This is a genomic window from Streptomyces sp. NPDC022910 (genome assembly GCF_055561075.1).
Genome location: NZ_JBVHHL010000017.1, coordinates 83,900 through 106,136 on the forward strand (window position 1 = coordinate 83,900; position 22,237 = coordinate 106,136).

Below are 22,237 nucleotides of genomic sequence, written 5' to 3' on the forward strand. Positions count from 1 at the left end.
GCCGGCCACGTCAGCCGCTCGCTTCCCCCGCAGCCCGCTTCCGACGTCCAGGAGCAGTGACCAGCCATGAACGCGCACAAACCCGTCCACCGCGTGGCGATCGTCGGCACCGGCACCATCGGCGCGAGCTGGGCGACGCACTATCTCGTCCGAGGCTTCGACGTCACGGCCACCGACCCCGCCCCCACGGCGGAGGCGGCCCTGCGGTCGTTCGTGGAGGCGGCTTGGGACGCGGCTGCCTCGATCGGGCTGGCGCCCGAAGCCTCGCCCGAGCGCCTGAACTTCACCGCGGACCTGCGTCAGGCCGTCGCGGACGCCGATTTCGTGCAGGAGAACGCGCCGGAGCGCCCGGAGCTCAAGGTCCGGCTGTTCGCCGACATCGACGACGCCACGCCGGCGGACGCGATCATCGCGTCGAGTTCGTCAGGCATCACGATGAGCGTCATCCAGACCGAGTGCCGGCGTCCGGAGCGGACCGTCATCGGTCATCCCTTCAACCCCCCGCACATCGTCCCGCTGGTCGAGGTCGTCGGCGGAACGAGGACCGCCCCGGAGACGATCCAGGACGCCATGTCGTTCTACGCCGCGATCGGCAAGAAGCCGATTCACCTCAAAAAGGAGCTTCCCGGGCACGTCGCCAACCGTATCCAGGCAGCGCTGTACCGCGAGGTCGTCCATCTGGTCCAGGAGGAGGTGCTCGATGTGGCGGACTCCGACGACGCGGTGTCCTGGGGGCCGGGGCTCAGATGGGGCGTCATGGGCCCCCATCTGCTGTGGCATCTCGGCGGAGGAGAGGGCGGCATCCAGCACTTCATGGACACCCTCATGCCGCGGATGGTGGCGTTCTGGCAGGACCTGGGCACACCCGAGTTCACGCCCGAGCTCAAGGAGAAGATCGTGGGCGGCGTCCTGGAGGAGGCGGAGGGCCACTCGGTCGATGAACTGGCCGCCCGGCGCGACGCGATGCTCTCGGCCCTGCTGGCCGTGCGCGCCGAGCACGACCCGTCCGGCCTGCCGGGCGCCGCGGCCGGTCGCCCGGCGGGGGAGGGACCGTGACGCGGCGCCAGAAGAGACTTTTCGTGCTCGAGGCCAGCGGCGGCGGCCGCCTGTTCTCCGTGAACCCCGACGGCTCCGACAAGAAGATCGTCGTCACCGGGTGCAGAATCCCCGACGGGGTCGCCGTCCATGTCATGGCCGGACACATCTACTGGACGAACATGGGCCTTCCGCCGGAGAACGACGGCTCGATCGAACGCGTGGACCTGGACGGAGGCAACCGGACGACGATCGTCCCCAGCGGCGTCACCCACACGCCGAAGCAGCTCCACTTCGAGGCCGCGGGCCGGAAGCTGTACTGGGGTGACCGCGAGGGCATGCGCGTGATGCGCTGCGACCTCGACGGCTCGAACGTCGAGACGCTCGTGCAGACGGGACAGGGAGAGAACGACCGCCGCGACGAGACCAGGTGGTGCGTGGGGGTCGCCGTCGACCCTGTCGGCGGACACCTCTACTGGACACAGAAAGGCCCGAGCGACGCGGGACTCGGCAAGATCCTGCGGGCCGGACTCGACCTGCCCGCCGGGGAGAGAGCGGCCGAACGCGGCGACATCGAGGTGCTGTTCGAGGGTCTGCCGGAGCCGATCGACCTGGAGCTCGACCTCGCGGAGCGCATGCTGTACTGGACGGATCGCGGGGACCCGCCGCGGGGCAACAGCGTGAACCGGTCGCCGATGGACCCGGCGGACGGGCGGGGGACGCCCGAGATCCTGCTGACGCACCTGATGGAAGGCATCGGCATCGCCCTCGATCCGGAGGACGGCCGCATGTACGTGACCGACCTGGCCGGGAACGTCTACGCGGCCGACCTCGACGGGTCGAACCGGCGGGAGATCCTCGTGCTGCAGGGCAACCTCACCGGCATCGCCCATGCCGTGCTGCAGGCCGGAACGAGGGTCTAGCCCGTCGCACCTGGGGAGTCCACCAGCGTCACCGGGACTCCTCCGGCCGCCTTTCCGAGCAGCGTAAGCTCCACCTTCCCCGGCCCCGACGGTGTGGTCCCGTCGGAGAGGACCGCCAGCGCGAGAGTGTTCTCCCCCCGGGTGTCGAGCACCCCGTTCGGCAGGACGAACGTGTGCTGCGGGCCCACGTCGTTGATGCACTGGCCCATGTTCCAGCCGTTGAGGAAGATCTGCATCCGGTAGGCACGGGCCGGGTCGTCCGTGAAGGTCAGTCCGATCGACGCGTCCGTCCCGGGATCGACGGCGAGTCGGAAGCCCGTCCTGTACCAGACCACGCCCTGCCTCCGCTCGGCCCGTGGCAGGCCGACCGGCTGCCAGCCGCCGTCCGCCAAGGCGGGCAGATGCCAGCCGTGCCTCTCCCCGTACAGCCCGCCGTTGTTGAGCGGGCCGCGCACGGGATCGGGCGGCGCCTCGCCCTGGATCCGCCAGCCGACAGCGGGGGAGGCACCGCTGAAGGCGACGGAGAGCAGTCCCCGCCCCGCCTTGTGGGTGTCGTCGGCCCGGCCGTCCTCGTCGTGCTGCATCCGCCGGACGAGGACGGACAGGACATGGGGCCCCTCGCCCGGCGCGACGGGGAACGTGGCCGTCGCCGACCAGGTGCCCTTGCGTACCGTCTTCTTGTCCGGCACGGGCATCCGGTGCGTGCCGAGCGGTTTCCCGTCCAGCCACGCCATCAACAGCCCCTGGGTGCCGGTGATGTAGGAAAGCGAGACCGACTCGGCGTCGGCCGCGTCCTGGAAGCGGCCCCGGTACCAGACGTCCCCGTAGTGGAAGCCGTAGTCGTCGGCGAAGAGGACGGGTCCTTGGGCGGGTACCGGCGTCGAGCTGTACGAGGAGGTCCGGTCGGCGGTCCGCCACGCCGAGTCGTCGAAGCCGACGGCGGACTCGGGGTTCTCGGCCTTCCGGCGCCACCCGGTCAGCGCGGGCAGCCGGACCGGTCCCGCACCCGGCAGCCGCCGGGTGGCGCGCAGGCTGTCGGAGGGGGTGGCGCGCGTCCGCAGGGGCTGCCGGTTCCAGACGACCTCGGTCACCCCGCGCGGCACCCACGCCTCCAGGTCCGCCTCGTCGACCGTGTCGCCGGTGAGGTGGGCGGTCGTGCCGCGCAGGGTCGCGCTGCGCAGCAGGGCCGGCCCGTACACCAGGACGGAGCCCGACGGGGTGTCGTGGCGCCACAGCCGTACGGAGGTGTCGTCGTCGGCGAGGAGCAGCAGGAGCGGTCGCGACACGCCTCCGCCCTCCACCAGCACCCGGGTGAGACCGCCGAGCCGGGCGTCCAGCCGCAGCGCGCCGTCCCGGTACTCGTGCCCGGCCACGCCATCGAGCACGGTGACGGCGGGCTTGCTCGCGCACTCCAGGACGGTCTCCGTCGCCTCGCCCGAGCGGCCCGTGAACACGGCGACGTCCTGGCGGCCCGCGGAGAGGCGCAGCATGGGCTGGGCGGTGGAGTGGCGCAGCGTCCGCTGCCCGAGGGAGATCCCGGTGGCCAGCAGCCGGGCGTCGAGGCCCGGGACGGGTACGCGGACGCTCGTCCCGGCGAGCGGGACGGCGGCGACGGCCTCGACGGAGGTGTCGTTGCGCAGCACGTGGATGTGCGCCTTCGTGTCCGGGTTGACGAGGTGGTACGCCGTGAGCCCCGGACCGCCGCCGACGTCGATGTCCTCCGCACGGTCCAGCTTGGCCAACTCGGGCACGCTGTGCAGCAGGTGTCCGATCTGGTGCATCGGCACCAGCTTGGCGGTCGGCTGCCGGGCCTCGTCCAGGGCCGCCCCGTAGTCGTACGAGGTGTAGACGACCGGCGCGGGCAGCCAGCCCCACGACGTACCGCCGAAGGTCATGTAGACGTTGTGGATCTTGATGCCGTTGGCGAGGTTGGTCAGGTAGAAACGCCGTTCGTACGCCGCGTCCCGGGTGCGGCGCGACTCCGCGTACCCCTTGCCGCCGAACTCGATGCCGCCCCACGGATCGAACCAGCCGCCCCCGAACTCGGCCAGGAAACCAGGGGTGCCAGGACTCGCCGTCGATCCGCCCTTCGTCCCGCCGGTGCCGAAGTACCCCCAGTCCGGTGGCCGTTTGAACGGCGAGGGATAGCCGTCGAAGCCGTACAGCCAGCGTCCGCGCTCACCGCCCGTGTCGAAGGTGCCGGGCGCCCAGTGGCCGTTCCTCCCCTTGTCGTTGTGGAAGAGCGGGACGTCGACGCCGTCGGCGCGGACCTTCCGGTACAGGTGCGCCATGTAGTCGAGGCCCGCCGCCTCGGTGATGTGGTTCGCGTACTCGTTCTCCAGTTGGTAGAGGACGATCGTGCCGGTGCCCTTGGTGTACAGGTGTCGCACGGCGATCCGGTTCACGGCGGTCAGCCACTCGTCCACGTACGTGAGGTACGTCGGGTCGGAGGTGCGGGCCGTGCCCTTGGTGGCGGTGAGCCAGCCGGGGAAGCCGCCCGCGTCGACCTCGGCGTTGATGTACGGGCCCGGGCGCAGGATCACATACAGGCCGGCCTCGGCGGCGGTGCTCAGGAACAGGTCCAGGTCGCGGACGCCCGTGAAGTCGTAAGCGCCCGGCGCGGGGGAGTGGTAGTTCCAGGAGACGTAGACGCTGATCGCGTTGTAGCCGTGGGCGCGCAGCTTCTGCAGGACGTCCCGCCACAGCGACGGGCTCGGCAGCCGGAACGGGTGCACCTCGCCGGACCACAGCACGGCCCGCTTGCCGTCGATGAGCATCGAGTACGTGTCGAAGCCCACCCTGTGTTCCCGCCCGTCCGCGCTCGGCGGCCCGGGGGCGGGCCCGGTCGGTGCGGTGGCGGCCGCGCACTCCTCGCCGCTTCCGCCGAGCGAGAGGCCGAGTGCGGCGGTGCCGACGATCGCGCTGAAGGTACGTCTGCTCAACACCAAGGCAGTCTCCTGAAGGGGCGCGGGTGCCGTCATTGTCGCCGGTGGCAGGCACCAGAATGGGCACATGAGGATCTCGGCACGGGCGAATTACGCGGTGCGGGCGGCGCTGGAGCCGGCCGTGCGCCAGGGCGGCACCCCGGTGAAGGCGGAGACGGTCGCCTCCGCGCAGGGCATTCCGCACAAGTTCCTGGAGGGGATCCTCGGCGATCTGCGCCGCGGTGGCCTGGTCGACAGCCGGCGCGGCGGCAACGGTGGCTACCGGCTGGCGCGCCCGGCCGACGCGATCACCGTCGCGGACGTGATCCGCGCCGTGGACGGCCCGATGGGCGGCGGCGTGCTCCGCCCGGGGGAACAGGGCGCGCCCGTCCCCCCTGGTGGTCGTGCCGGCGTCACCGGGGTGGCCGTGGTCCCCTCGCGGCCCCGGTCGCGCGCGGCTCAGCCCACCTGGTTGTACATCGCGCCCGCCGCCGGCCAGCCCGTCGGCTCGGGGACCGGTTCCGGCTGGGTGCGGCCGCGGACCTGGGCGGCCGTGAGACCGCCCGCGGCGGGCATGCCCCGCCGGTTCTGCGCGGCCGCCGCCAGTCCGGGCAGGCCGGTCTGCGGAACGGGCTGCAGGCCGGCCGCGGCGGCCGGGGCGGCGCCGGGCGGCATCATGGCGGCCGGGGGCGCCATGGGCATGGCGGCGACCGCCGGAGCGGGCATCGGGGCAGGGACCGGGGCCGGCACGGAGGCCGGGGTGGGAAGGGGCAGCGGAGTCGGCGCGGGCATCGGTGCGGGAGCGGGCATCGGCGCCGGAGCGGGCGCCGCGGGGGCCGAGCCCGGGGCCAGCGGCATCGCCGCGGCCTGGGAGGCGAGCCCCATGACGCCCGCCCCGTTGGTCTCGCTGACGAGCCGGTCCACCGCCGCCGTACCCGAGCTGTAGCTGGTCCCTGTGCCCAGCTCGGGCACGGCGGCTCCCCTCCTGGTCCCGTAGAGCACCTGTTCCATGGCGGACACCAGGCGACGCACGTCCACCTCGGGGCGCACCACGAGCCGCAGGAAGCGGCTGGATGAACCGATCTTGTTTCCGCACTCGCGGACGAGGATCCGGTGCTCGGTGAGCAGCCGGTCGCGGACAACGGTCCCCTCGGCGCCCACGGGGAGGCGCACGAAGAGGAAGTTGCCCTGGGACGGGTATACCGTCAGACCGGGGAGCTGGGAGAGCTGGCGGGCCATGTCCAGGCGGTCCCGGCGGACCTGGTGCAGGCTCTCCAGGTACTCGGCGCCGTGCTCCTTCAGCATGAACACCACGTGCTCGGCGAAGGCGTTGAGATTCCACTTCGGCAGCATCGAGCGGACCTTGCCCGCGAGTGAGGGGTTGGCGACCAGATAGCCGAAGCGGATGCCGTGCAGACCGAAGTTCTTGCCCAGGCTGCGCAGCACGATGACGTTGGGGCGCATCACTGCGTCCTGGACGACACTGGGTTCGTTCTCGGCGTCGGCGAACTCCAGGAACGACTCGTCGATCACCACCAGGTCCAGGTCCACCAACGCGTCCATGAACTGCACGAGCGCCTGCCGGTGGACGAACCCGCCGTCGGGGTTGTTCGGGTTGCAGATGACGGCGACCCGGGTGCCGCGCTTGCGGATGAACTCGACGTACCGGGCCAGGTCCAGGGCGAAGCCGCTGGACTCCTGGAGCGGGAACATGTCGACGCGCTTGCCGGTCTCCATGGGCTGGTCGGTCCAGCGGCCGAAGGTGGGGACGGGGACGGCGAGGGACTCGCGGACCAGCAGGTGGTCGATCCAGGTGATCAGCTCGGTCGAGCCGTTGCCCATCGCCACGCACTGCGGCGGCAGTTGGAGCAGGTTGCACAGCTCGGCCGTGATCGTGTCGGCGCTGCTCGGGTAGTAGGTGATGATGTCGCGCAACCGGCCCGCCATCTCGTCGAACATGGCGGGCGTGGGGAAGTACGGATTGCACGGAATGCAGAAGTCCACCGGCCCCGTACCGTCGCTGCCCTCCCGCGTCAGCGCCGCCATCGAGGGGCTGTGCGCCGCGGTGCTGCGGAACAGCGAGGTGACGTTGTCGGCCATGGAACCTCCGTGTGGGGCGGGCCCGGCGGGGACGACCGGGCCCGTCGTCTTCGGGTGGCCCGCGCGGGGGAGCACGGGCCGCCCTTTCATACGGGTACGGAGGTGGCGCTGTTCAACCGGTGTGAAAATTGCGTGACTTCGGGAACCGGTCCCGCTGGTGGAGCGTTACGCGCTGAACGAGTGGATCGTCGTCGTCCGGTACGTCTGCCCGGGCCGCAGCACGGTCGAGGGGAACGACGGCTGGTTCGGCGAGTCCGGGAAGTGCTGCGTCTCCAGGCACAGGCCGTCGCCCTGCCGGTAGGTGTGTCCGGAGGGGCCGACCAGCGTGCCGTCGAGGAAGTTGCCCGAGTAGAACTGCACGCCCGGCTGATCCGTGGCGATCTTCAGGGTGCGACCGGACTTCGGGTCACGCAGGGTCGCCACGTGCTGCGGCTTGGCGGTCACGCCCTTGTCGAGGACGAAGTTGTGGTCGAAGCCCTTGGCGGTGACCAGCTGCGTGTGGCCGATGCGGATGTCCCGGCCGATCGGCTTGGCGTGGCGGAAGTCGAAGGGGGTGCCCGCGACCTTGGCCAGTTCCCCGGTGGGGATCAGGCCGGAGTCGGTGGGGGTGTACCGGGCGGCGTGCAGCGTGAGTTCGTGGTCGTAGATGCCGCCGGTGCCCTCGCCCGCGAGGTTGTAGTACGTGTGGTTCGTGAGGTTGACGACGGTGGCTTTGTCGGTGGTCGCCTCGTAGTCGATGCGCCAGTCGCCGTGCCGGTCGAGGGTGAACGTCACCTTTGTCTTGAGCGTGCCGGGGTAGCCCATCTCGCCGTCGACGCTCGTGTAGTACAGGTGCAGGCCGACGTCGGAGCCGGAGGTGAAGCCCTCGACGTCCCACACCTTGGTGTTGAAGCCCTTGGCGCCGCCGTGCAGGCTGTTGACGCCGTCGTTGACGGAGAGTTGGTAGGTCTTGCCGTCGAGGGTGAACCGGCCCTTGGCGATGCGGTTGCCGTAGCGGCCGATCGTGGCGCCGAAGAAGGTGGTGCCGGCGACGTAGGACGCGAGGTTGTCGTAGCCCAGCGACACGTTGGCGTAGCGGCCGTGCCGATCGGGGATCTCCAGGGACTGGACGATGCCGCCGTAGGAGAGGACCTTCAGGCGGGTTCCGCCGTTCTCCAGCGACCAGCGGTGGACCTTGATGCCGTCGGCCAGCGTGCCGAAGAGCTCCTTCACCGGCTTCCTGATTCCCGAGGCGGCGGCCTGGGCCGTGCCCGTGCCGAGGGTGGTCGCGGCGATGCCGGCGGCCGCGGCCCCCGCGATGACCGTGCGTCTGTTCAGTTCCATGTGCGGCTCCCCTTTGTTTTGTGGCTCGGTCGCCTCCGGGGCGCCTGAGCCGGTGTCGAGAGACCGTCCGTGCTCAGCCCTTCGGGCCTCCGCTCACTCGCACTCTCGACACCGGCGCGCCCCTTCGGCTCACTTGCCCAACGGAGGTTGAAGGGCCCCGCGGATCGGCGGGGCCCGAGCTGACTTACGAACCGGACTTGCGCTTGTTCCACACGTCGAAGCCGACTGCCACCAACAGGGCCAGGCCCTTGATGACCTGCTGCCAGTCGGTGCCGACGCTGAGGAGGTTCATGCCGTTGTTCAGCACGCCGAGGACGAGACCACCGATGATCGCGCCGAGAACGGTGCCCACACCGCCGCTCATGGACGCGCCGCCGATGAACGACGAGGCGATCGCTTCGAGTTCGAAGTTCACGCCGGCCTTCGGCGAGGCCGCGTTCAGGCGGGCGGCGACCACCAGACCCGCCAGGGCCGCGAGCACGCCCATGTTCAGGAACACCTGGAACGTGACCCTCTTGTCCTTGACGCCGGACAGCTTCGCCGCCGGCAGGTTGCCGCCGATCGCGTAGATGTGGCGGCCGAAGACGGCGTTGCGCATGACATAGCCGTAGCCGACCACCAGGACGCCGAGGATGATCAGGATGATCGGCGCGCCCTTGTAGCTGGCGAGCAGCAGCGTGAGGACGAGGATCGCGGCGACCAGGGCGACGAGCTTCAGCGCGAACAGCCGCCCGGGCAGCACGCCCAGGGCGAACTCCTGCTGCCTGCGCCGGTCCCGCACCTCCTGCCACACCACGGCGGCGATCAGGACGATGCCGAGGAGCAGTGTGAGGTTGTGGTAGTTGGTGTTCGGGCCGACCTCGGGCAGGAAGCCGTTGCCCATCTTCTGCAGCCCGTCCGGGAACGGGCCGAGGGTCTGCCCCTTGAGCAGGATCTCCGTCAGACCGCGGAAGAGCAGCATCCCGGCTAGGGTGACGATGAACGACGGTATGCCCAGATAGGCGATCAGGAACCCTTGGACCGAGCCCGCCACCGCGCCCACCAGCAGGCACAGCACCAGGGCGATGGGCCACGCCACATGGTGGCTGACCGTCAGCACGGCCGCGAAGGCGCCCACGAAGGCCGTCAGTGAGCCGACGGACAGGTCGATGTGCCCGGCGATGATCACCAGCATCATGCCGATCGCGAGGATCAGGATGTAGCTGTTCTGCAGCACCAGGTTGGAGACGTTGCGCGGCAGCAGCAGGTCCCCGTCGGTCCAGATCGCGAAGAGGACGACGATCAGACCGAGCGCGATCAGCATGCCGTACTGCCGCATGTTGCGGCGCAGGCCGTTAAGCATCAGCTGGAGCAGGCCCTCGCCGGTGGCCGATCCGCTCTTGCCCGGCGGCGCGGGGGCCGGGGTCTTGGCGGTCACATCCGTGCTCATCGCGTTACCTCTTTGTCCTTTGTCATATGGCGCATCAGCACTTCCTGCGTGGCCTCGGCCCGTGGCACCTCACCGGTCAGCCTTCCTGCGGCCATCGTGTAGATGCGGTCGCACATGCCGAGCAGCTCGGGCAGCTCGGAGGAGATGAAGACGACCGCCTTGCCCTGGGCGGCCAGCTGGTCGATGACCGTGTAGATCTCGTACTTGGCGCCCACGTCGATGCCGCGCGTGGGCTCGTCCAGGATCAGTACGTCCGGGCCCGAGAAGATCCACTTGCTGAGGACGACCTTCTGCTGGTTGCCGCCGGACAGCTTGCCCACCGGCTCGAAGACGGTCGGCGCCTTGATGTTCATGGACTTGCGGAAGCCCTCGGCGACCTGCCGCTCCTCGTGCTCGTCGACGACACCCCGCCTCGCGACCTTGTTCAGCGCGGTCAGCGAGATGTTTCGGTTGATCGTGTCGATGAGGTTGAGACCGTAGTGCTTACGGTCCTCGGTGACGTACGCGATGCCGTGCTCGACCGCCTCGGCGACGGTCTTCGTACGGATCTCGCTGCCGTCCTTGAGGACCGTGCCGCCCGCGTACCGGCCGTAGGTGCGCCCGAAGACGTTCATCGCCAGCTCGGTGCGCCCGGCGCCCATCAGCCCCGCGATGCCGACGATCTCACCGCGGCGCACCTGGATCGACACGTCGTCGACGACCCTGCGCTGCTGGTCGATCGGGTGGAACACGGTCCAGTTGCGGATCTCCAGCGCCGGAGCCGCACCCTCCTCCGCCTCGTGCGGGGTGCGCTCGGGGAAGCGGTGGTCGAGGTCGCGGCCGACCATGCCGGCGATGATCCGCTCCTCGGTCGTCTCCGGAGCCTTCACGTCGAGCGTCTCGATGGTGCGCCCGTCGCGCAGGATGGTCACCGAGTCGGCAACCCGGCGGATCTCGTTCAGCTTGTGAGAGATGATGATCGAGGTGATGCCCTGGTTCTTCAACTCCAGGATGAGATCGAGGAGCTTGCCGCTGTCCTCGTCGTTCAGGGCCGCCGTCGGTTCGTCGAGGATGAGCAGCCTCACCGACTTCGACAACGCCTTCGCGATCTCCACGAGCTGCTGCTTGCCCACGCCGATGTCGGCGACGCGGGTCTCCGGGTGCTCGTCGAGGCCGACGCGGCGCAGCAGTTCGGTGGCGTGCTTGAGGGTGTCGTTCCAGTTGATGAACCCGCGCGTGGCGTGTTCGTTGCCGAGGAAGATGTTCTCCGCGATGGACAGGAACGGCACCAGTGCCAGCTCCTGGTGGATGATGACGATGCCGTGCTGCTCGCTCGCCCGGATGTCCTTGAAGTGGCAGACCTCTCCGTCGAAGAGGATCTCACCCTCGTAGGTGCCGTGCGGATGGACGCCGGAGAGCACCTTCATCAAGGTGGACTTTCCGGCGCCGTTCTCCCCGCAGATGGCGTGGACCTCGCCCTGACGGACGGTCAGAGTGACGTCCGACAGCGCCTTGACGCCGGGAAAGGTCTTGACGATCGAGCGCATTTCCAGGACGGGTCCCGCCATGGTCGTGCCTTCCAGTCAGTTGGGGTCAGGGAACGCGACGGTCACTTCTTGAGCTCGGCGTCCGTGTAGTAGCCGCCCTTGACCAGGACCTCCTCGTAGTTGGTCTTGTCGACGCTCACCGGCTGCAGCAGGTAGGCGGGGACGACCTTCGTGCCGTTGTCGTAGGTCTTGGTGTCGTTGACCTCGGGCTTCTTGCCGTTGAGCACGTCGTCGACCATCGTCGAGGCGACCTCGGCGAGCTTGCGGGTGTCCTTGTAGACGGTCTGCGTCTGCTCACCCGCGATGATCGACTTCACTGAGGCGAGCTCGGCGTCCTGGCCGGTGACGACGGGCAGCGGCTTGCTCTTGGAGCCGTAGCCGTCCGACTTCAGCGAGGACAGGATGCCGATGGAGATGCCGTCGTACGGCGACAGGACCGCGTCGACCTTGGCGCTCTTGTACGCGGACGTGAGGACGTCGTCCATGCGCTTCTGGGCGGTGGCGCCGTCCCAGCGCAGGGTGGTGACCTGGTTGAGGGCGGTCTGGCCGGACTTGACCACCAGCTTCTTGCTGTCCATGTACGGCTTCAGGACGCTCATCGCACCGTTGAAGAAGTACTTGGTGTTGTTGTCGTCGTTGGAGCCGGCGAACAGCTCGATGTTGAAGGGGCCCTTGCCGTTCTTCAGGCCGAGCTTGTCGACGATGTAGTTGGCCTGAAGCTCGCCGACCTTCGTGTTGTCGAAGGAGGCGTAGTAGTCGACGTTCTTGGTGCCGAGGATGAGACGGTCGTAGGCGATGACCGGGATCTTCGCGTCGGCGGCCTGCTGGAGGACGTTGTTCAGGGACTTGTTGTCGATGGCCGCGACGATGAGGCCCTTGACTCCCTGGGTGATCAGGTTCTCGATCTGCGAGACCTGGGTGTCCGGGTCGTCCTCGCCGTAGACCAGCTTGGTCTTGTAGCCCTTGGCCTGGAGGTTCTTGACGACGTTGTTGCCGTCGGCGATCCAGCGCTCGGAGGACTTGGTCGGCATCGCGATGCCGATGGTTCCGCCCTTGGCGCTGCCCTTGTCCTCGTTGCTGCCGCCCTCGCTGTTCTGGCCGCAGGCGGACAGGGTGAGGGCGAGGGAGGCGGCTCCGGCTATCGCGGCGAGAGCGGCTCTGCGAGTACGCATGGTGATCAGTCCTTGTTCTTCTCGTCGTTGAGAGGGGGCGGCCGGCGGTCAGGAGCCGGTGGGGAAACGGTGCAGCGGGCCGGGCAGCCGGGAGCCGAGCGGCGCCATGTCGCCGTCCGCGCCGTGCCGGGCGAGCAGGTCGAGAGCGAGCCGGCCGCGCCGCACCCGCTCCCGGGCGGTGTCCAGGGTCAGGTCCCGCATGTGGGTGCCGTACGGGTAGATCCCGGGCGCCTTGGACAGACCGAACTTCAGATACAGCGGTGCGCCTCGCCGGATGAGCTCGGCGACCTCGTACATCCGCACATAACCGCCGAGGTCGTCGGGGGCCTCGATGTACATGTCCATGGGGGCGGCGGAAACCCGCCGGATCTCGGTGAGGTGATCGAGCGTCAGGTCGCTGGGCACGTTGACGGAGTCGGCGCCCAGGTGCTCGAAGACGGAGTACGACACCGGGTTGACCGGGCCGACGAGCGCGGACACCTTGAGGGTGGTGTCGGCCGGGATGATCCCCGCGGTGCGCGCCCGGTGCAGCGTCCAGAGCACGCCCTCGTCGGCCACGAGCAGGCACTTGACGCCCAGCTCCGTGGCCCGGACGGCGTCCTCGACGCAGCCGGCCACGGCGTCGTGGCCGCGGGCCCTCAGGCCCGCCCCGCGCGAGTCGGAGCGTACGGAGCCGCCGATGTCCCAGGTGCCGCGGGGCCCCGTGAACAGGCACAGTTCGATGTCACACTCGCTGGTGGCCTCGACCATCTCGGTGATCTCGGCGTCGGTCAGCATCCACACGCCACTGCCCTGGCTGATCCGGTGGATCGGCACGTCGAGGCGGGAGGACTCCTTGAGGACCACTGCCAGCGCCTCGGGTCCCTCGCACGAGGGGATCTCGGTGCGCCAGCGGCCGCCTCCGGGGAAGGTGTGCGGCGAGGCGTCGGCGGGGGAGAGGGCTGGCGCGCCCAGGCCGAGCGCGGCGAGCGCCTGCTCACCGGGCCTGCGGGCTGCCGTAGCGGAGTCGGTCACAGGGGGTCCTTCATGTTCGGTACTTCGGACAATGTTCGCGGCTCAGGGTGTGAAAGAGCTTGGGGTACGCCGGTACGGAGCTCGTCAGGTAACTCCGTACCGGCGTACGGCTTCGGAGGTGTCACGGCCGCAGCAAGACCTTTCCGACCTTTGGATCGCCGGACCCCACCAGCTCGATGGCCTGCGGGAACCCGTCGAGCGGCAGTTCGTGTGTGACCAGCGGCAACGGATCGAGCAGTCCGGCGCCGAAGACCCGCACCGTGTGCGCCCAGGCGTCCGGCGGCGCCCCGAACACGGTGTGCACCTCCAGCTGCCGTACGACCAGATCGGTGGGGTCGAGGCCCTCGGCGCCCGGCGCCGGGATGCCCGTGAGGACCAGGCGTCCGCCGCGCCTGAGCAGGGAGGCGGCAGTGCGCGCGGCGGACGCGGACCCGGCGGTCTCGATGACGACGTCGAAGTCGTCGGGGAGAAACCGGTCCTTGGTGCGGAAGTCGGTGGCGCCGAACTGCCGCGACAGCTGCTCGCGGTCGCTGCGCGTGCCGACGACCAGCAGCTCGGCCGGGGAGAGGGCCTTCAGGAACTGCACGGCGAACATGCCGAGGGTGCCGGTGCCGACGACCGCGACCCGCTCGCCGGGCTGCGCGCTCGCCTTCAGCGCGGCGGCCGCGGTGCAGGCGGCGGGCTCCAGAAGGGCCGCCGCCGTCAGGTCGGCGTCGTCCGGGAGGACGTGCAGCAGGCGGGCCGGCAGCGTGAGCGTGGGGGCCATCGCGCCCGGCTGCGTGAAGCCCGTCTCCTCGTACCCCGACGTGCACAGGGTCGTCTCACCCGCGTGGCAGCGGTCGCAGACCTGGCAGTTGCGAAAGCCCTCCCCGACGACCTTGCGGCCGACGATCGCCTCGGGCACCCCGGCACCGACCCCCTGGACCGTGCCGGACCACTCGTGGCCTGGGATGAGCGGATAACGGACGTACCCCTCGGGCCGGTTGCCCTGGTACACCTCGCGGTCGCTGCCGCAGATGCCGACGGCGTGCACGCGCACGAGCGCCTCTCCGGGACCCGGCGCCACGGGCTCGTGGGCGACCAGGCGGTGCGCGCCCGGTGCCTCGATGACGACCGCGGTGCTCATCGTGTCTCCTTGGAAGCGCGCTGCCGGATGCTCACTTCGTCCCCTTGGGCCTGCGCTGCTCCCAGCCGTCGGCCCACAGGTCGAAGCGGGCCTGCTGCTGCGGGAACTCGGCCGCCGCGTCGGTGTCCAGCTCGACCCCGAGGCCAGGTGCCTCGGAGAGGTGGAAGTAGCCGTCGACGACCTGCGGCGCGCCCTTGACCACCTTCTTGATCTCCGCGTCGGCGAAGTCGTTGAAGTGCTCGAGGACCTTGAAGTTCGGGGAGGTGAAGCCGACCTGGAGGGAGGCGGCGGTGAGGACGGACCCGCCCACGTTGTGCGGGGCGACCAGCATGTAGTGGGTCTCGGCCGTGGCGGCCAGCTTCCGGGTCTCCCAGATGCCGCCGATGTGGCCGACATCGGGCTGGAGAATGTCGACGGCCTGGCTCTCGAAGAGCTCACGGAACTCGATGCGGTCGTGGATGCGCTCACCGGTGGCGACCGGGATGTCCACCTTGGCGGCTACCTTCTCCAGGGCCTTGAGGTTCTCCGGCGGGACCGGCTCCTCCAGCCAGGCCGGCTTGAACGGAGCGAGCTCGCGGGCGAGCCGGACCGCGGTGGCCGGGGAGAAACGGCCGTGCATCTCCAGCATCAGCTCGGCCTCCGGGCCGATGGCGTCGCGGACGGCCTCGATGAGGGAGACGGAGTAGAGCGTCTGCTCGTGGTCGAGCTCGAAGTGGCCGGTGCCGAAGGGGTCGATCTTGAGCGCCTTGTAGCCGCGGGCGATGACCTCCTGCGCGGCCTTGTGGTACGCCTCCGGGGTCCGCTCGGTGGTGTACCACCCGTTGGCGTAGGCCTTGACCTTGTCGGTGACCTTGCCCCCGAGGAGCTGCCAGACGGGGACGCCGAGGGCCTTGCCCTTGATGTCCCAGCAGGCCATCTCGACGACCGCGATGCCGGACATGACGATCTCGCCGGCGCGTCCGTAGTCGCCGTACTTCATCCGGCGGACGAGGTCTTCCACTGAGAAGGGGTCGGAGCCGAGAATGTGATTGGCCTCCGCCTCCCGCAGATAGCCGATCAGCGCGTCGGTGTGGCCCAGCATCCGGGTCTCGCCGACTCCGGTGATGCCCTCGTCGGTGTGCACCTGCACGTATGTCAGGTTGCGCCACGGCGTCCCGACCACGTGAGTGCTGATTCCGGTGATGCGCACGGCAGTTGCCCCTTGTTGCTTCGTCGGTGCTTCGTCGGCTCAAGCGGTGTTCGAAATTTCGTCACACGTTCGAAATGTTGGCGTGACAGTAAGGAGGCGGCGGCGGGGGTGTCAATGGGTCGAACGCATAACGGTTTCGGCAAGGGTTTCGCCAACTCTGCGACGCCTTGTGCTCAACTTGCCACGCCGCGGCGGGTAGTTCCCCACACAATTTTCACAGCAGCCACTAGGAACGTTACCTGCGAGGAACTTAGTCTTCCCGCGTCATGGACTACTGCCTCCCGTGCCGAAGGCACCTCAACGGCGCCCTCGCCTGCCCGGGGTGCGGCACACCGGTCGAAGAACTGCACGCGGACGAGGGCGACGCGCGTGCCGTCACCGACGGTTACGAGGGGCACGACGGTACGGACGGTACCGACGCTTCCGACGAGGCAGAGGACCCGGACGAGGACGAGGCCGTGCGGCCCGGGCGGGCGCAGAACCGGCGACGGGGGAAGGGACGCGCGGCGTCCGGCGACCGTGACGGCGGTCCCGGGACACGGGCCGGGCGTCGCGACCGCAAGGCCGCCGCGCACCGGCGGCGCCGGCGGCGCGCCCTGTTCGTGGGTGCCGGGTTGTTGCTGGCGGCCGGTGGCCTGAGCCTCGCCGAACTCGGCATCGAGGCGCCGGGAACCACCCCGCAGACCGCGGCCGCCGGGGACGCCACGGCGGACGGGGCGGCCTCCTCCGCGACGCAGACCGCCACGCCGCCGGATGGCGGCGTGGCCGGGGCGACCTCGGCGTCGGCGTCGGCCTCCGCTTCTCCGTCGGCGTCGGAGTCCGCCAAGGACAAGAAGTCCGACAAGAAGAAGGCCGAGGGCACGCCGTCGGCAACCGCGACCGGCCTGCCGGGCCGCACTCCACCGGCCCCCACGGCGACGACGACCACGGCGCCGAGCACGGCCCCGTCGACGAACCCGCCGGCGGCGAGCCCCACGCCCAAACCGTCGCCAACGAAAACGTGCAATCGCTTTTTGTGGTGGTGCACGTAGCGCTCCGCGGAGTGAGCGGGTGCGCCCCGGGTGGTTCGGGGCTGGGGTCCGCGGGCGGCTGCCGGTCCGTTGCGGGGCGCACCGGGGTGGGGGGCCGTGCATTCGGCCGTGTCGCGGCCGCCCGCCGTCTTCGGTGGGGAGTCTGAAGGCGAAGCCCCGGCCGCGCGGTGTCCTACGCCTCCAGCATGCGGAGCAAGAGGTCCCGCAGGGACAGACGTTCGTCGTCGGACAGCCCCGCGAGGGGTTCGCGGGCGAAGTTCAGGGAATCGCGCAGGCCGCGCGCCACCCGGCGGCCCTCCTCCGTCGCCGCCGCGAGCTTCACCCGGCGGTCCGCCGGATCCGGGCGGCGTTCCACCAGGCCCCGCGCCTCCAGCCGGTCCACGATCCCGGTGACATTGGAGGGCTCGCACTTCAGCTTCTGCGCCAGCCGCCGCATCGGCAGCGGCTCCAGCGCCAGCAGGCTCAGCAGCCGTGCCTGCGCCCCGGTCAGCGCGTGCCCGGCCGCAGCCTCCTCGTACTCCTCGTGGTAGCGGGCCACGACCGTGCCGATGAGCTCCACGACCTCCAGGGTCAGGGGGTCTATGCGGGGTGTCTTCTGCGTGACCATGGCGTCCAGGCTACCTCTTTACTTGACATCCTGAAATATTCAGGCGCATGGTTGTTTCAGGTACTGAAGTGCTTGAGCCGCAGCCCTGAGGAAAGGCGCCATGACCGACACCCCCAGCCTCCCCGCCGTCAGCCGCGAATGGCACCTGGTCAGCCGCCCGGTCGGCTGGCCCAAGCCCGAGGACTTCGCCCTCGTCGAGGCGGAGGTCCCGCAGCCGGGTGAGGGCCAGGTGCTCGTGCGCAACAAGTACGTCTCGGTCGACCCGTACATGCGTGGCCGCATGAGCGCCGCCAAGTCGTACGTCGCCCCCTATGAGCTGAACCAGCCGATGCAGGGCGGCGCGGTCGGCGAGGTCGTCGTCTCCCACGCCGAGGGAATCCAGGCCGGCGACCACGTCCTGCACTTCTTCGGGTGGCGCGAGTACGCGATCGTGGACGCGGGGCAGGCCGTCAAGGTCGATCCCGAAGCCGCGCCGCTGTCCACCTACCTGGGTGTGCTGGGCATGACCGGGCTCACCGCCTACGCCGGTCTGCTGCGCACCGCCGCCTTCGGGGAGGGCGACTCCGTCTTCGTGTCGGGTGCGGCCGGTGCCGTCGGCAGCCAGGTGGGCCAGATCGCCAAGCTCAAGGGCGCCTCCCGGGTCATCGGTTCCGCCGGCTCCGACGAGAAGGTCAAGCTCCTGGTCGAGGAGTACGGCTTCGACGCGGCCTTCAACTACAAGAACGGGCCGGTGGCTCAGCAGCTGCGCGAGGCCGCCCCGGACGGCGTCGACGTGTACTTCGACAACGTCGGCGGCGACCATCTGGAGGCCGCCATCGGCTCCCTGAACCGGGGCGGCCGCATCGCGGTCTGCGGCATGATCTCCGTCTACAACAACACCGAGCCCGCGCCCGGCCCGAAGAACCTCGCCCGGCTCATCCAGACCCGTGGCCGCATCGAGGGCTTCCTGGTCGGCGACCACTACGACCTGCAGCCGCAGTTCGTCGAGGAGGTCGGCTCCTGGGTCCGCTCCGGCGAGCTCAAGTACCGCGAGACCGTGGTCGAGGGCATCGAGAACAACCTGGAGGCGTTCTTCGGCGTCCTGCGCGGCGACAACATCGGGAAGATGATCGTCAAGCTCTGACGCCCGCCCCGGCCTGCCCGTCGGAAGCCCCGCCCGCCCGTCGGAAGCCCCGCCCGCCCGTCGGAAGCCCCGCCCGCCCGGCGGGGCTTCTGGGCGCAGGCACTCCTGGCCGCGCTGGGCGACAGCCTGCTGCCGGTGCTCGACGCGCTGGAACCGGCGGTGGAGGAGGCCGCGACGGTTCTGGGGGAGCTGGTGGACGCGAGCGCCCGGCTGCTGCCCGCGGCGGCAGGCCTCGCGGCGGGCACGCTCCTCGCTCTCACGCCGCTGATCCGGGCCGCGGCGGAGGTGCTGCGGGACGCGGCGCCCGAACTGACCCGCACCGCCGACGCGCTGACCTCGGCGTCGGCACCCCTGATGCCGCTCCAGGTGGGCCTTGTGGAACGGGCGGCGGCCGCGGGAGCGACCGTGGCCCGCGCCACCCTGCCAGCCCTGGCCGACCTCACGGAAGCGGCGGCGGCCGCGACGAAGGCGGCCCGCCCACTGCTGCTGGCGGGTGAGGAGCTGCTGGTCGCGGGCCTGGAGCAGATCCAACCGCTGCTCCTGTCCGCGGCCTCCCGCAGGGCCGCGTCGCGAGGGCGACGGCGGTACGGGTGTCGGCAGCCGTGAGCCCGGCGGCGGAGCAGCGGGTCGTGGTGGCCGTGACACCGGCTTAGGCCCTGTCGTCGAGCTCCCCGCCTGCCCGGTGGGCGGACGACGGGAGTTGACGACAGGACCTGGCGGCGTCCCACGGCACCGTTAGAGTTTCCCCATGCGTGATCTTGGGGCGGGATTCGGTCATCTCCTGAGGGGCCAGCGGTGGGTGGCCCGGCACGGCAGACAGTACGGGTTCGGTCTGCTGCCGGGGCTGATAACCCTCGTCCTGTACGCGGCGGCCCTGGTCGCCCTGACCCTGTGGGGCGAGGACGCCGTCACCTGGGCCACCCCCTTCGCCGACGGCTGGCCGAGCCCCTGGCTCGGCCTCTTCCGCGGCTTCCTCACCGCCGTCCTCTTCGCCCTCGCCCTCCTCCTGGCCGTCCTCACCTTCACCGCCGCCACCCTTCTCGTCGGCCAGCCCTTCTACGAGAGCCTCTCGGAGAGGGTCGACCGCGACGTCTCCCCGGACGGCACGGCCCCGCGGTCGGACCTGCCCCTCCCCCGCGAGCTGTGGATATCGGCCCGTGACAGCCTCCGCGTCCTCGTCCGCGCCGCGCTCTGGGGGGTCCTCCTCTTCGCCCTCGGCTTCCTCCCGTTCGTCGGCCAGACCGTCGTCCCGGTGATCGGTTTCTTCGTCACCGGTTTCTTCCTCTCCGAGGAACTCACCTCCGTCGCCCTCCAGCGCCGCGGCGTCGAACTCCGCGAGCGCCTCACCCTGCTGCGCTCTCGCAAGCTGCTCGTCTGGGGCTTCGGCACACCCCTCGGCCTCGTCTTCCTCGTGCCCTTCGTCGCCGTCTTCCTGATGCCGGGCGCGGTCGCGGGCGCCACGCTGCTGGCTCGCGAACTGTTGGGCGAGGAGACGGCCGGGAGCGAGAACACCGTCGAGGAGGAGGAAGCCACCCCGTGACACAGGTGCTCGCCGTGGCCGTCATCACCATCGCGGCCTTCGTCGCCCCGGCGCGGACTTCACCGTGATCGTCCGCAACAGCCACCCGCTGATGCTGCGCGGCCGGAAGATCCTCGACAAGGTCATCGGTCCCGTCCTGGCCGGGCCCGGCGTCAGCCTCGTGCTCGCCCCGCAGCACTGACGCCGAACGTCGCGTTCGCCGCGACCGTCACGATGGCCCTCACCTGAGCGATGGTGTCGAGCCGGTTCTGTACGAACTCGGGGTCGGTGACCGTTCCGGTCGCCGGATCGGTGCTCCCCTTCCCGAACTGCCGGACCGGCGTGTGGACATGGCCGCCCGGAACGCGGCCACCGTCGTCGTGGCCGCCACCACCGAGCGCGTCGAGTCCGAGGGCTCCGACCGCAAGGACCTCCGGCTGCCCGGACGCCAGGACGACCTGATCCGCGCCGTCGCCGCCGTCGACCCGAGCACCCTCGTGGTCGTCAACTCCGGCTCTCCGGTGGAGCTGGCGTGGCGCGAGGAGGTCGCGGCCGTGCTGCTGAGTTGGTTCCCCGGCCAGGAGGCGGCGCCGCGCTCGCCGATGTCCTCACCGGCGCGCATGAACCGGGGGGCCGCCCGCCCACCACCTGGGGCCCGCTCGACGACGCCCCGGTCACCCAGGTGGCCCCGCACGACGGCCGGCTCGCCTACAGCGAGGGGGTGTTCATCGGCTACCGCGCCTGGGAGAAGGCGGGGAGGACCTCCTCGTACGCCTTCGGCCACGGCCTCGGCTACACCGACTGGTCGCGCGAGCCGGTCGAGGTGGAGGACACGACGGGGAAGGTCCGCGTCCGCAACTCCGGCCCGCGCGCCGGGCGTGAGGTCGTCCAGGTCTACCTGGCTCCTGCCGAGCCCGCGCGCCGGGCGACCCGCCCGCCGGCTGGCCGGCTTCGCGGGCGTCGAGGCGGCCCCCGGCGAGAGCGTCGAAGCCGTCGTCGAACTGCCCCGGCGCGCCTTCGAGACCTGGGACGAGAACGCGAACGCATGGTCGTTTGTGAAGGGTTCGTACGAGATCCAGGCCGGACGCTCGATCGCGGACCGCCAGGTCACGGCGACGATTAACGTCTGACCCGGGAGCAGGTATCCCCACGAGCAGCCCCGGTCCGGGACCTGACCCCTGGACCGGGGCTCGTGGCCCGACGGCGACCGGCTACCCCCGCACCCCGAAGCCGTACACGGTCTCCGAGCGGTACACATCACCGGGGCCGAGTCGCGTGCTCGGGAACTCCGGGCGGTTCGGGGAGTCCGGGAAGTGCTGCGTCTCCAGGGCGATCCCGTCGCCGGGGGCCAAGGGGGCGCCGAGGTGGTCCGCGGTGTAGAGCTGGAGTCCGGGCTCGGTCGTCGCCACGGTCAGCACCCGCCCGGACGCCGGATCGTGCAGCTCGGCGACCTCGACCGGGGTGGCTGTCAGGCCCTTGTCGAGCACGAAGTTGTGGTCGTACCCGGAGCCGGTCTTCCGCGCCGTCCGGAAGTCGAAGCGCGTGCCGTCGACGTCCTCCAGCTCACCGGTCGGGATCAGCTCCCCGTCCACCGGGGTGATCCGCGAGGCGGCGATCCGCAGTTCGTGCCCGCCCGCGTGCCCCGAACCGGACAGGTTCCAGTAGGAGTGGTTGGTCAGGTTGACCACGGTCGGGGCGTCGGTGACCGCCTCGTACGCGATCCGCAGCGCGCCGCCCGCGTCGAGGGTGTAGGTCGCCGAGACCCGGAGACGGCCCGGGAAGCCCTCCTCGCCGTGCGGGCTCACCCGGGACAGCCGTACGCCGTGCTCGACCGGCTCCACGTCCCACACGCGCTTGTCGAAGCCCCGGGCACCGCCGTGCAGCGAATTCGGTCCGTTGTTCGGTTCGAGCGCGTAGGTCCGGCCGTCGAGGGGGAAGCGGGCGCCCGCGATGCGGTTGGCGTACCGCCCGATCAGCGCACCCAGATACGGCTCCGGATGGTCCGTGTAACCGTCGAGGTCCGGGAAGCCCAGCACCACGTTCGCGGGGCGCCCGTCCCGGTCCCGGACCTCTGCCGACTGCACGATCCCGCCGTACGACAGGACACGTACCCGTACCCCGTCCCGCTCCAGTGTCCAGCGGTGGACCGGAGTGCCGTCGGAAAGTGTGCCGAAAGGTTCGCTCATGTGGGAAACC

General features: G+C 70.4%; 17 protein-coding genes and 3 pseudogenes. 8 read left to right on the plus strand and 12 right to left on the minus strand.

Annotated features, from left to right (window positions below; genetic code table 11):
• The first annotated feature begins 66 nt into the window (after positions 1-66).
• The gene (locus ACZ3TS_RS18520; protein WP_467619034.1) at positions 67-1,056 is read left to right on the plus strand and encodes a 3-hydroxyacyl-CoA dehydrogenase NAD-binding domain-containing protein; all 990 of its coding nucleotides are present in this window, start codon (positions 67-69) and stop codon (positions 1,054-1,056) included.
• Positions 1,053-1,958 (plus strand): 3-hydroxyacyl-CoA dehydrogenase, encoded by a 906-nt coding sequence (locus ACZ3TS_RS18525; RefSeq protein ID WP_467619037.1) that lies wholly within the window; start codon positions 1,053-1,055, stop codon positions 1,956-1,958. Before ACZ3TS_RS18520 ends, ACZ3TS_RS18525 begins: the two co-directional genes overlap by 4 nt.
• On the opposite strand, the gene ACZ3TS_RS18530 is transcribed toward ACZ3TS_RS18525, so the two are convergent.
• Positions 1,955-4,906 carry a beta-galactosidase gene (locus ACZ3TS_RS18530; RefSeq protein ID WP_467619038.1) on the minus strand — a complete coding sequence of 984 codons (2,952 nt, stop codon included), beginning with the start codon at positions 4,904-4,906 and terminating at the stop codon, positions 1,955-1,957. The genes ACZ3TS_RS18525 and ACZ3TS_RS18530 overlap by 4 nt on opposite strands.
• A gap of 64 nt (positions 4,907-4,970) precedes the next feature.
• Between ACZ3TS_RS18530 and ACZ3TS_RS18535 the strand changes: the two are divergent.
• Positions 4,971-5,231 (plus strand): annotated as a pseudogene (locus ACZ3TS_RS18535) (RrF2 family transcriptional regulator); the annotation flags it as partial.
• A 110-nt stretch (positions 5,232-5,341) separates the two neighbouring features.
• Here ACZ3TS_RS18535 and ACZ3TS_RS18540 read toward each other — a convergent pair.
• The 8 genes from ACZ3TS_RS18540 to ACZ3TS_RS18575 all read right to left on the minus strand — a co-directional run bounded on the left by ACZ3TS_RS18540 (position 5,342) and on the right by ACZ3TS_RS18575 (position 15,761).
• Positions 5,342-6,982: a pyridoxal phosphate-dependent aminotransferase gene (locus tag ACZ3TS_RS18540; RefSeq protein WP_467619039.1), complete on the minus strand. Its 1,641-nt coding sequence runs from the start codon at positions 6,980-6,982 to the stop codon at positions 5,342-5,344.
• 165 nt (positions 6,983-7,147) lie between these two features.
• Positions 7,148-8,305 carry an aldose epimerase family protein gene (locus ACZ3TS_RS18545; protein ID WP_467619042.1) on the minus strand — a complete coding sequence of 386 codons (1,158 nt, stop codon included), beginning with the start codon at positions 8,303-8,305 and terminating at the stop codon, positions 7,148-7,150.
• 184 nt (positions 8,306-8,489) lie between these two features.
• Positions 8,490-9,734 carry a multiple monosaccharide ABC transporter permease gene (mmsB, locus tag ACZ3TS_RS18550; RefSeq protein WP_467619044.1) on the minus strand — a complete coding sequence of 415 codons (1,245 nt, stop codon included), beginning with the start codon at positions 9,732-9,734 and terminating at the stop codon, positions 8,490-8,492.
• Complete coding sequence (mmsA, locus tag ACZ3TS_RS18555) at positions 9,731-11,281, minus strand: multiple monosaccharide ABC transporter ATP-binding protein (RefSeq protein ID WP_467619047.1); 1,551 nt, start codon at positions 11,279-11,281, stop codon at positions 9,731-9,733. The genes mmsB and mmsA overlap by 4 nt, the downstream gene beginning before the upstream one ends.
• A 41-nt stretch (positions 11,282-11,322) precedes the next feature.
• Positions 11,323-12,432, minus strand: coding sequence for a multiple monosaccharide ABC transporter substrate-binding protein (chvE, locus tag ACZ3TS_RS18560; protein ID WP_467619048.1), 1,110 nt, complete (start codon positions 12,430-12,432; stop codon positions 11,323-11,325).
• A gap of 48 nt (positions 12,433-12,480) precedes the next feature.
• On the minus strand, positions 12,481-13,446 hold the full coding sequence (locus ACZ3TS_RS18565) for a hypothetical protein (RefSeq protein WP_467619050.1): 966 nt from the start codon (positions 13,444-13,446) through the stop codon (positions 12,481-12,483).
• A gap of 121 nt (positions 13,447-13,567) precedes the next feature.
• Positions 13,568-14,572 (minus strand): zinc-dependent alcohol dehydrogenase, encoded by a 1,005-nt coding sequence (locus ACZ3TS_RS18570; RefSeq protein ID WP_467619051.1) that lies wholly within the window; start codon positions 14,570-14,572, stop codon positions 13,568-13,570.
• A gap of 31 nt (positions 14,573-14,603) precedes the next feature.
• A complete protein-coding gene (locus ACZ3TS_RS18575; protein ID WP_467619053.1) occupies positions 14,604-15,761 on the minus strand; it encodes a mandelate racemase/muconate lactonizing enzyme family protein in 1,158 nt (385 codons plus the stop codon).
• 266 nt (positions 15,762-16,027) lie between these two features.
• Here ACZ3TS_RS18575 and ACZ3TS_RS18580 point away from each other — a divergent pair, with 266 nt between their 5' ends.
• Positions 16,028-16,792, plus strand: coding sequence for an SCO2400 family protein (locus ACZ3TS_RS18580; RefSeq protein ID WP_467619055.1), 765 nt, complete (start codon positions 16,028-16,030; stop codon positions 16,790-16,792).
• Positions 16,793-16,964: 172 nt separating this feature from the next.
• Here ACZ3TS_RS18580 and ACZ3TS_RS18585 read toward each other — a convergent pair whose 3' ends face one another.
• The gene (locus ACZ3TS_RS18585; protein ID WP_467619058.1) at positions 16,965-17,399 is read right to left on the minus strand and encodes a MarR family winged helix-turn-helix transcriptional regulator; all 435 of its coding nucleotides are present in this window, start codon (positions 17,397-17,399) and stop codon (positions 16,965-16,967) included.
• 100 nt (positions 17,400-17,499) lie between these two features.
• On the opposite strand from ACZ3TS_RS18585, the gene ACZ3TS_RS18590 reads away from it, so the two are divergent.
• The 3 genes from ACZ3TS_RS18590 (at position 17,500) to ACZ3TS_RS18600 (ending at position 20,062) form a co-directional block, all read left to right on the plus strand.
• Complete coding sequence (locus tag ACZ3TS_RS18590; protein WP_467619060.1) at positions 17,500-18,522, plus strand: NADP-dependent oxidoreductase; 1,023 nt, start codon at positions 17,500-17,502, stop codon at positions 18,520-18,522.
• 135 nt (positions 18,523-18,657) lie between these two features.
• A complete protein-coding gene (locus ACZ3TS_RS18595) occupies positions 18,658-19,128 on the plus strand; it encodes a hypothetical protein (RefSeq protein ID WP_467619062.1) in 471 nt (156 codons plus the stop codon).
• Positions 19,129-19,270: 142 nt separating this feature from the next.
• The gene (locus ACZ3TS_RS18600) at positions 19,271-20,062 is read left to right on the plus strand and encodes an EI24 domain-containing protein (protein ID WP_467619064.1); all 792 of its coding nucleotides are present in this window, start codon (positions 19,271-19,273) and stop codon (positions 20,060-20,062) included.
• Positions 20,063-20,214: 152 nt separating this feature from the next.
• On the opposite strand, the pseudogene ACZ3TS_RS18605 reads toward ACZ3TS_RS18600, so the two are convergent.
• Positions 20,215-20,406: pseudogene (locus ACZ3TS_RS18605) on the minus strand (pyroglutamyl peptidase); the annotation flags it as partial.
• Between ACZ3TS_RS18605 and ACZ3TS_RS18610 the strand changes: the two are divergent.
• A pseudogene (locus tag ACZ3TS_RS18610) lies at positions 20,395-21,171 on the plus strand (glycoside hydrolase family 3 C-terminal domain-containing protein); the annotation flags it as partial. The pseudogenes ACZ3TS_RS18605 and ACZ3TS_RS18610 sit on opposite strands and share 12 nt — an antisense overlap.
• Positions 21,172-21,252: 81 nt before the next feature.
• Here ACZ3TS_RS18610 and ACZ3TS_RS18615 read toward each other — a convergent pair.
• The gene (locus ACZ3TS_RS18615; RefSeq protein ID WP_467619067.1) at positions 21,253-22,227 is read right to left on the minus strand and encodes an aldose epimerase family protein; all 975 of its coding nucleotides are present in this window, start codon (positions 22,225-22,227) and stop codon (positions 21,253-21,255) included.
• Positions 22,228-22,237 lie beyond the last annotated feature (10 nt).

Excerpts from the sequence above, each read along its gene's own strand:
- ACZ3TS_RS18520 (WP_467619034.1), top strand. The coding sequence starts at position 67 with ATGAACGCGCACAAACCCGTCCACCGCGTGGCGATCGTCGGCACCGGC.
- ACZ3TS_RS18540 (WP_467619039.1), bottom strand. The coding sequence starts at position 6,982 with ATGGCCGACAACGTCACCTCGCTGTTCCGCAGCACCGCGGCGCACAGC.
- ACZ3TS_RS18545 (WP_467619042.1), bottom strand. The coding sequence starts at position 8,305 with ATGGAACTGAACAGACGCACGGTCATCGCGGGGGCCGCGGCCGCCGGC.
- mmsB (WP_467619044.1), bottom strand. The coding sequence starts at position 9,734 with ATGAGCACGGATGTGACCGCCAAGACCCCGGCCCCCGCGCCGCCGGGC.
- mmsA (WP_467619047.1), bottom strand. The coding sequence starts at position 11,281 with ATGGCGGGACCCGTCCTGGAAATGCGCTCGATCGTCAAGACCTTTCCC.
- chvE (WP_467619048.1), bottom strand. The coding sequence starts at position 12,432 with ATGCGTACTCGCAGAGCCGCTCTCGCCGCGATAGCCGGAGCCGCCTCC.
- ACZ3TS_RS18570 (WP_467619051.1), bottom strand. The coding sequence starts at position 14,572 with ATGAGCACCGCGGTCGTCATCGAGGCACCGGGCGCGCACCGCCTGGTC.
- ACZ3TS_RS18580 (WP_467619055.1), top strand. The coding sequence starts at position 16,028 with ATGGACTACTGCCTCCCGTGCCGAAGGCACCTCAACGGCGCCCTCGCC.
- ACZ3TS_RS18585 (WP_467619058.1), bottom strand. The coding sequence starts at position 17,399 with ATGGTCACGCAGAAGACACCCCGCATAGACCCCCTGACCCTGGAGGTC.
- ACZ3TS_RS18590 (WP_467619060.1), top strand. The coding sequence starts at position 17,500 with ATGACCGACACCCCCAGCCTCCCCGCCGTCAGCCGCGAATGGCACCTG.
- ACZ3TS_RS18600 (WP_467619064.1), top strand. The coding sequence starts at position 19,271 with ATGCGTGATCTTGGGGCGGGATTCGGTCATCTCCTGAGGGGCCAGCGG.
- ACZ3TS_RS18615 (WP_467619067.1), bottom strand. The coding sequence starts at position 22,227 with ATGAGCGAACCTTTCGGCACACTTTCCGACGGCACTCCGGTCCACCGC.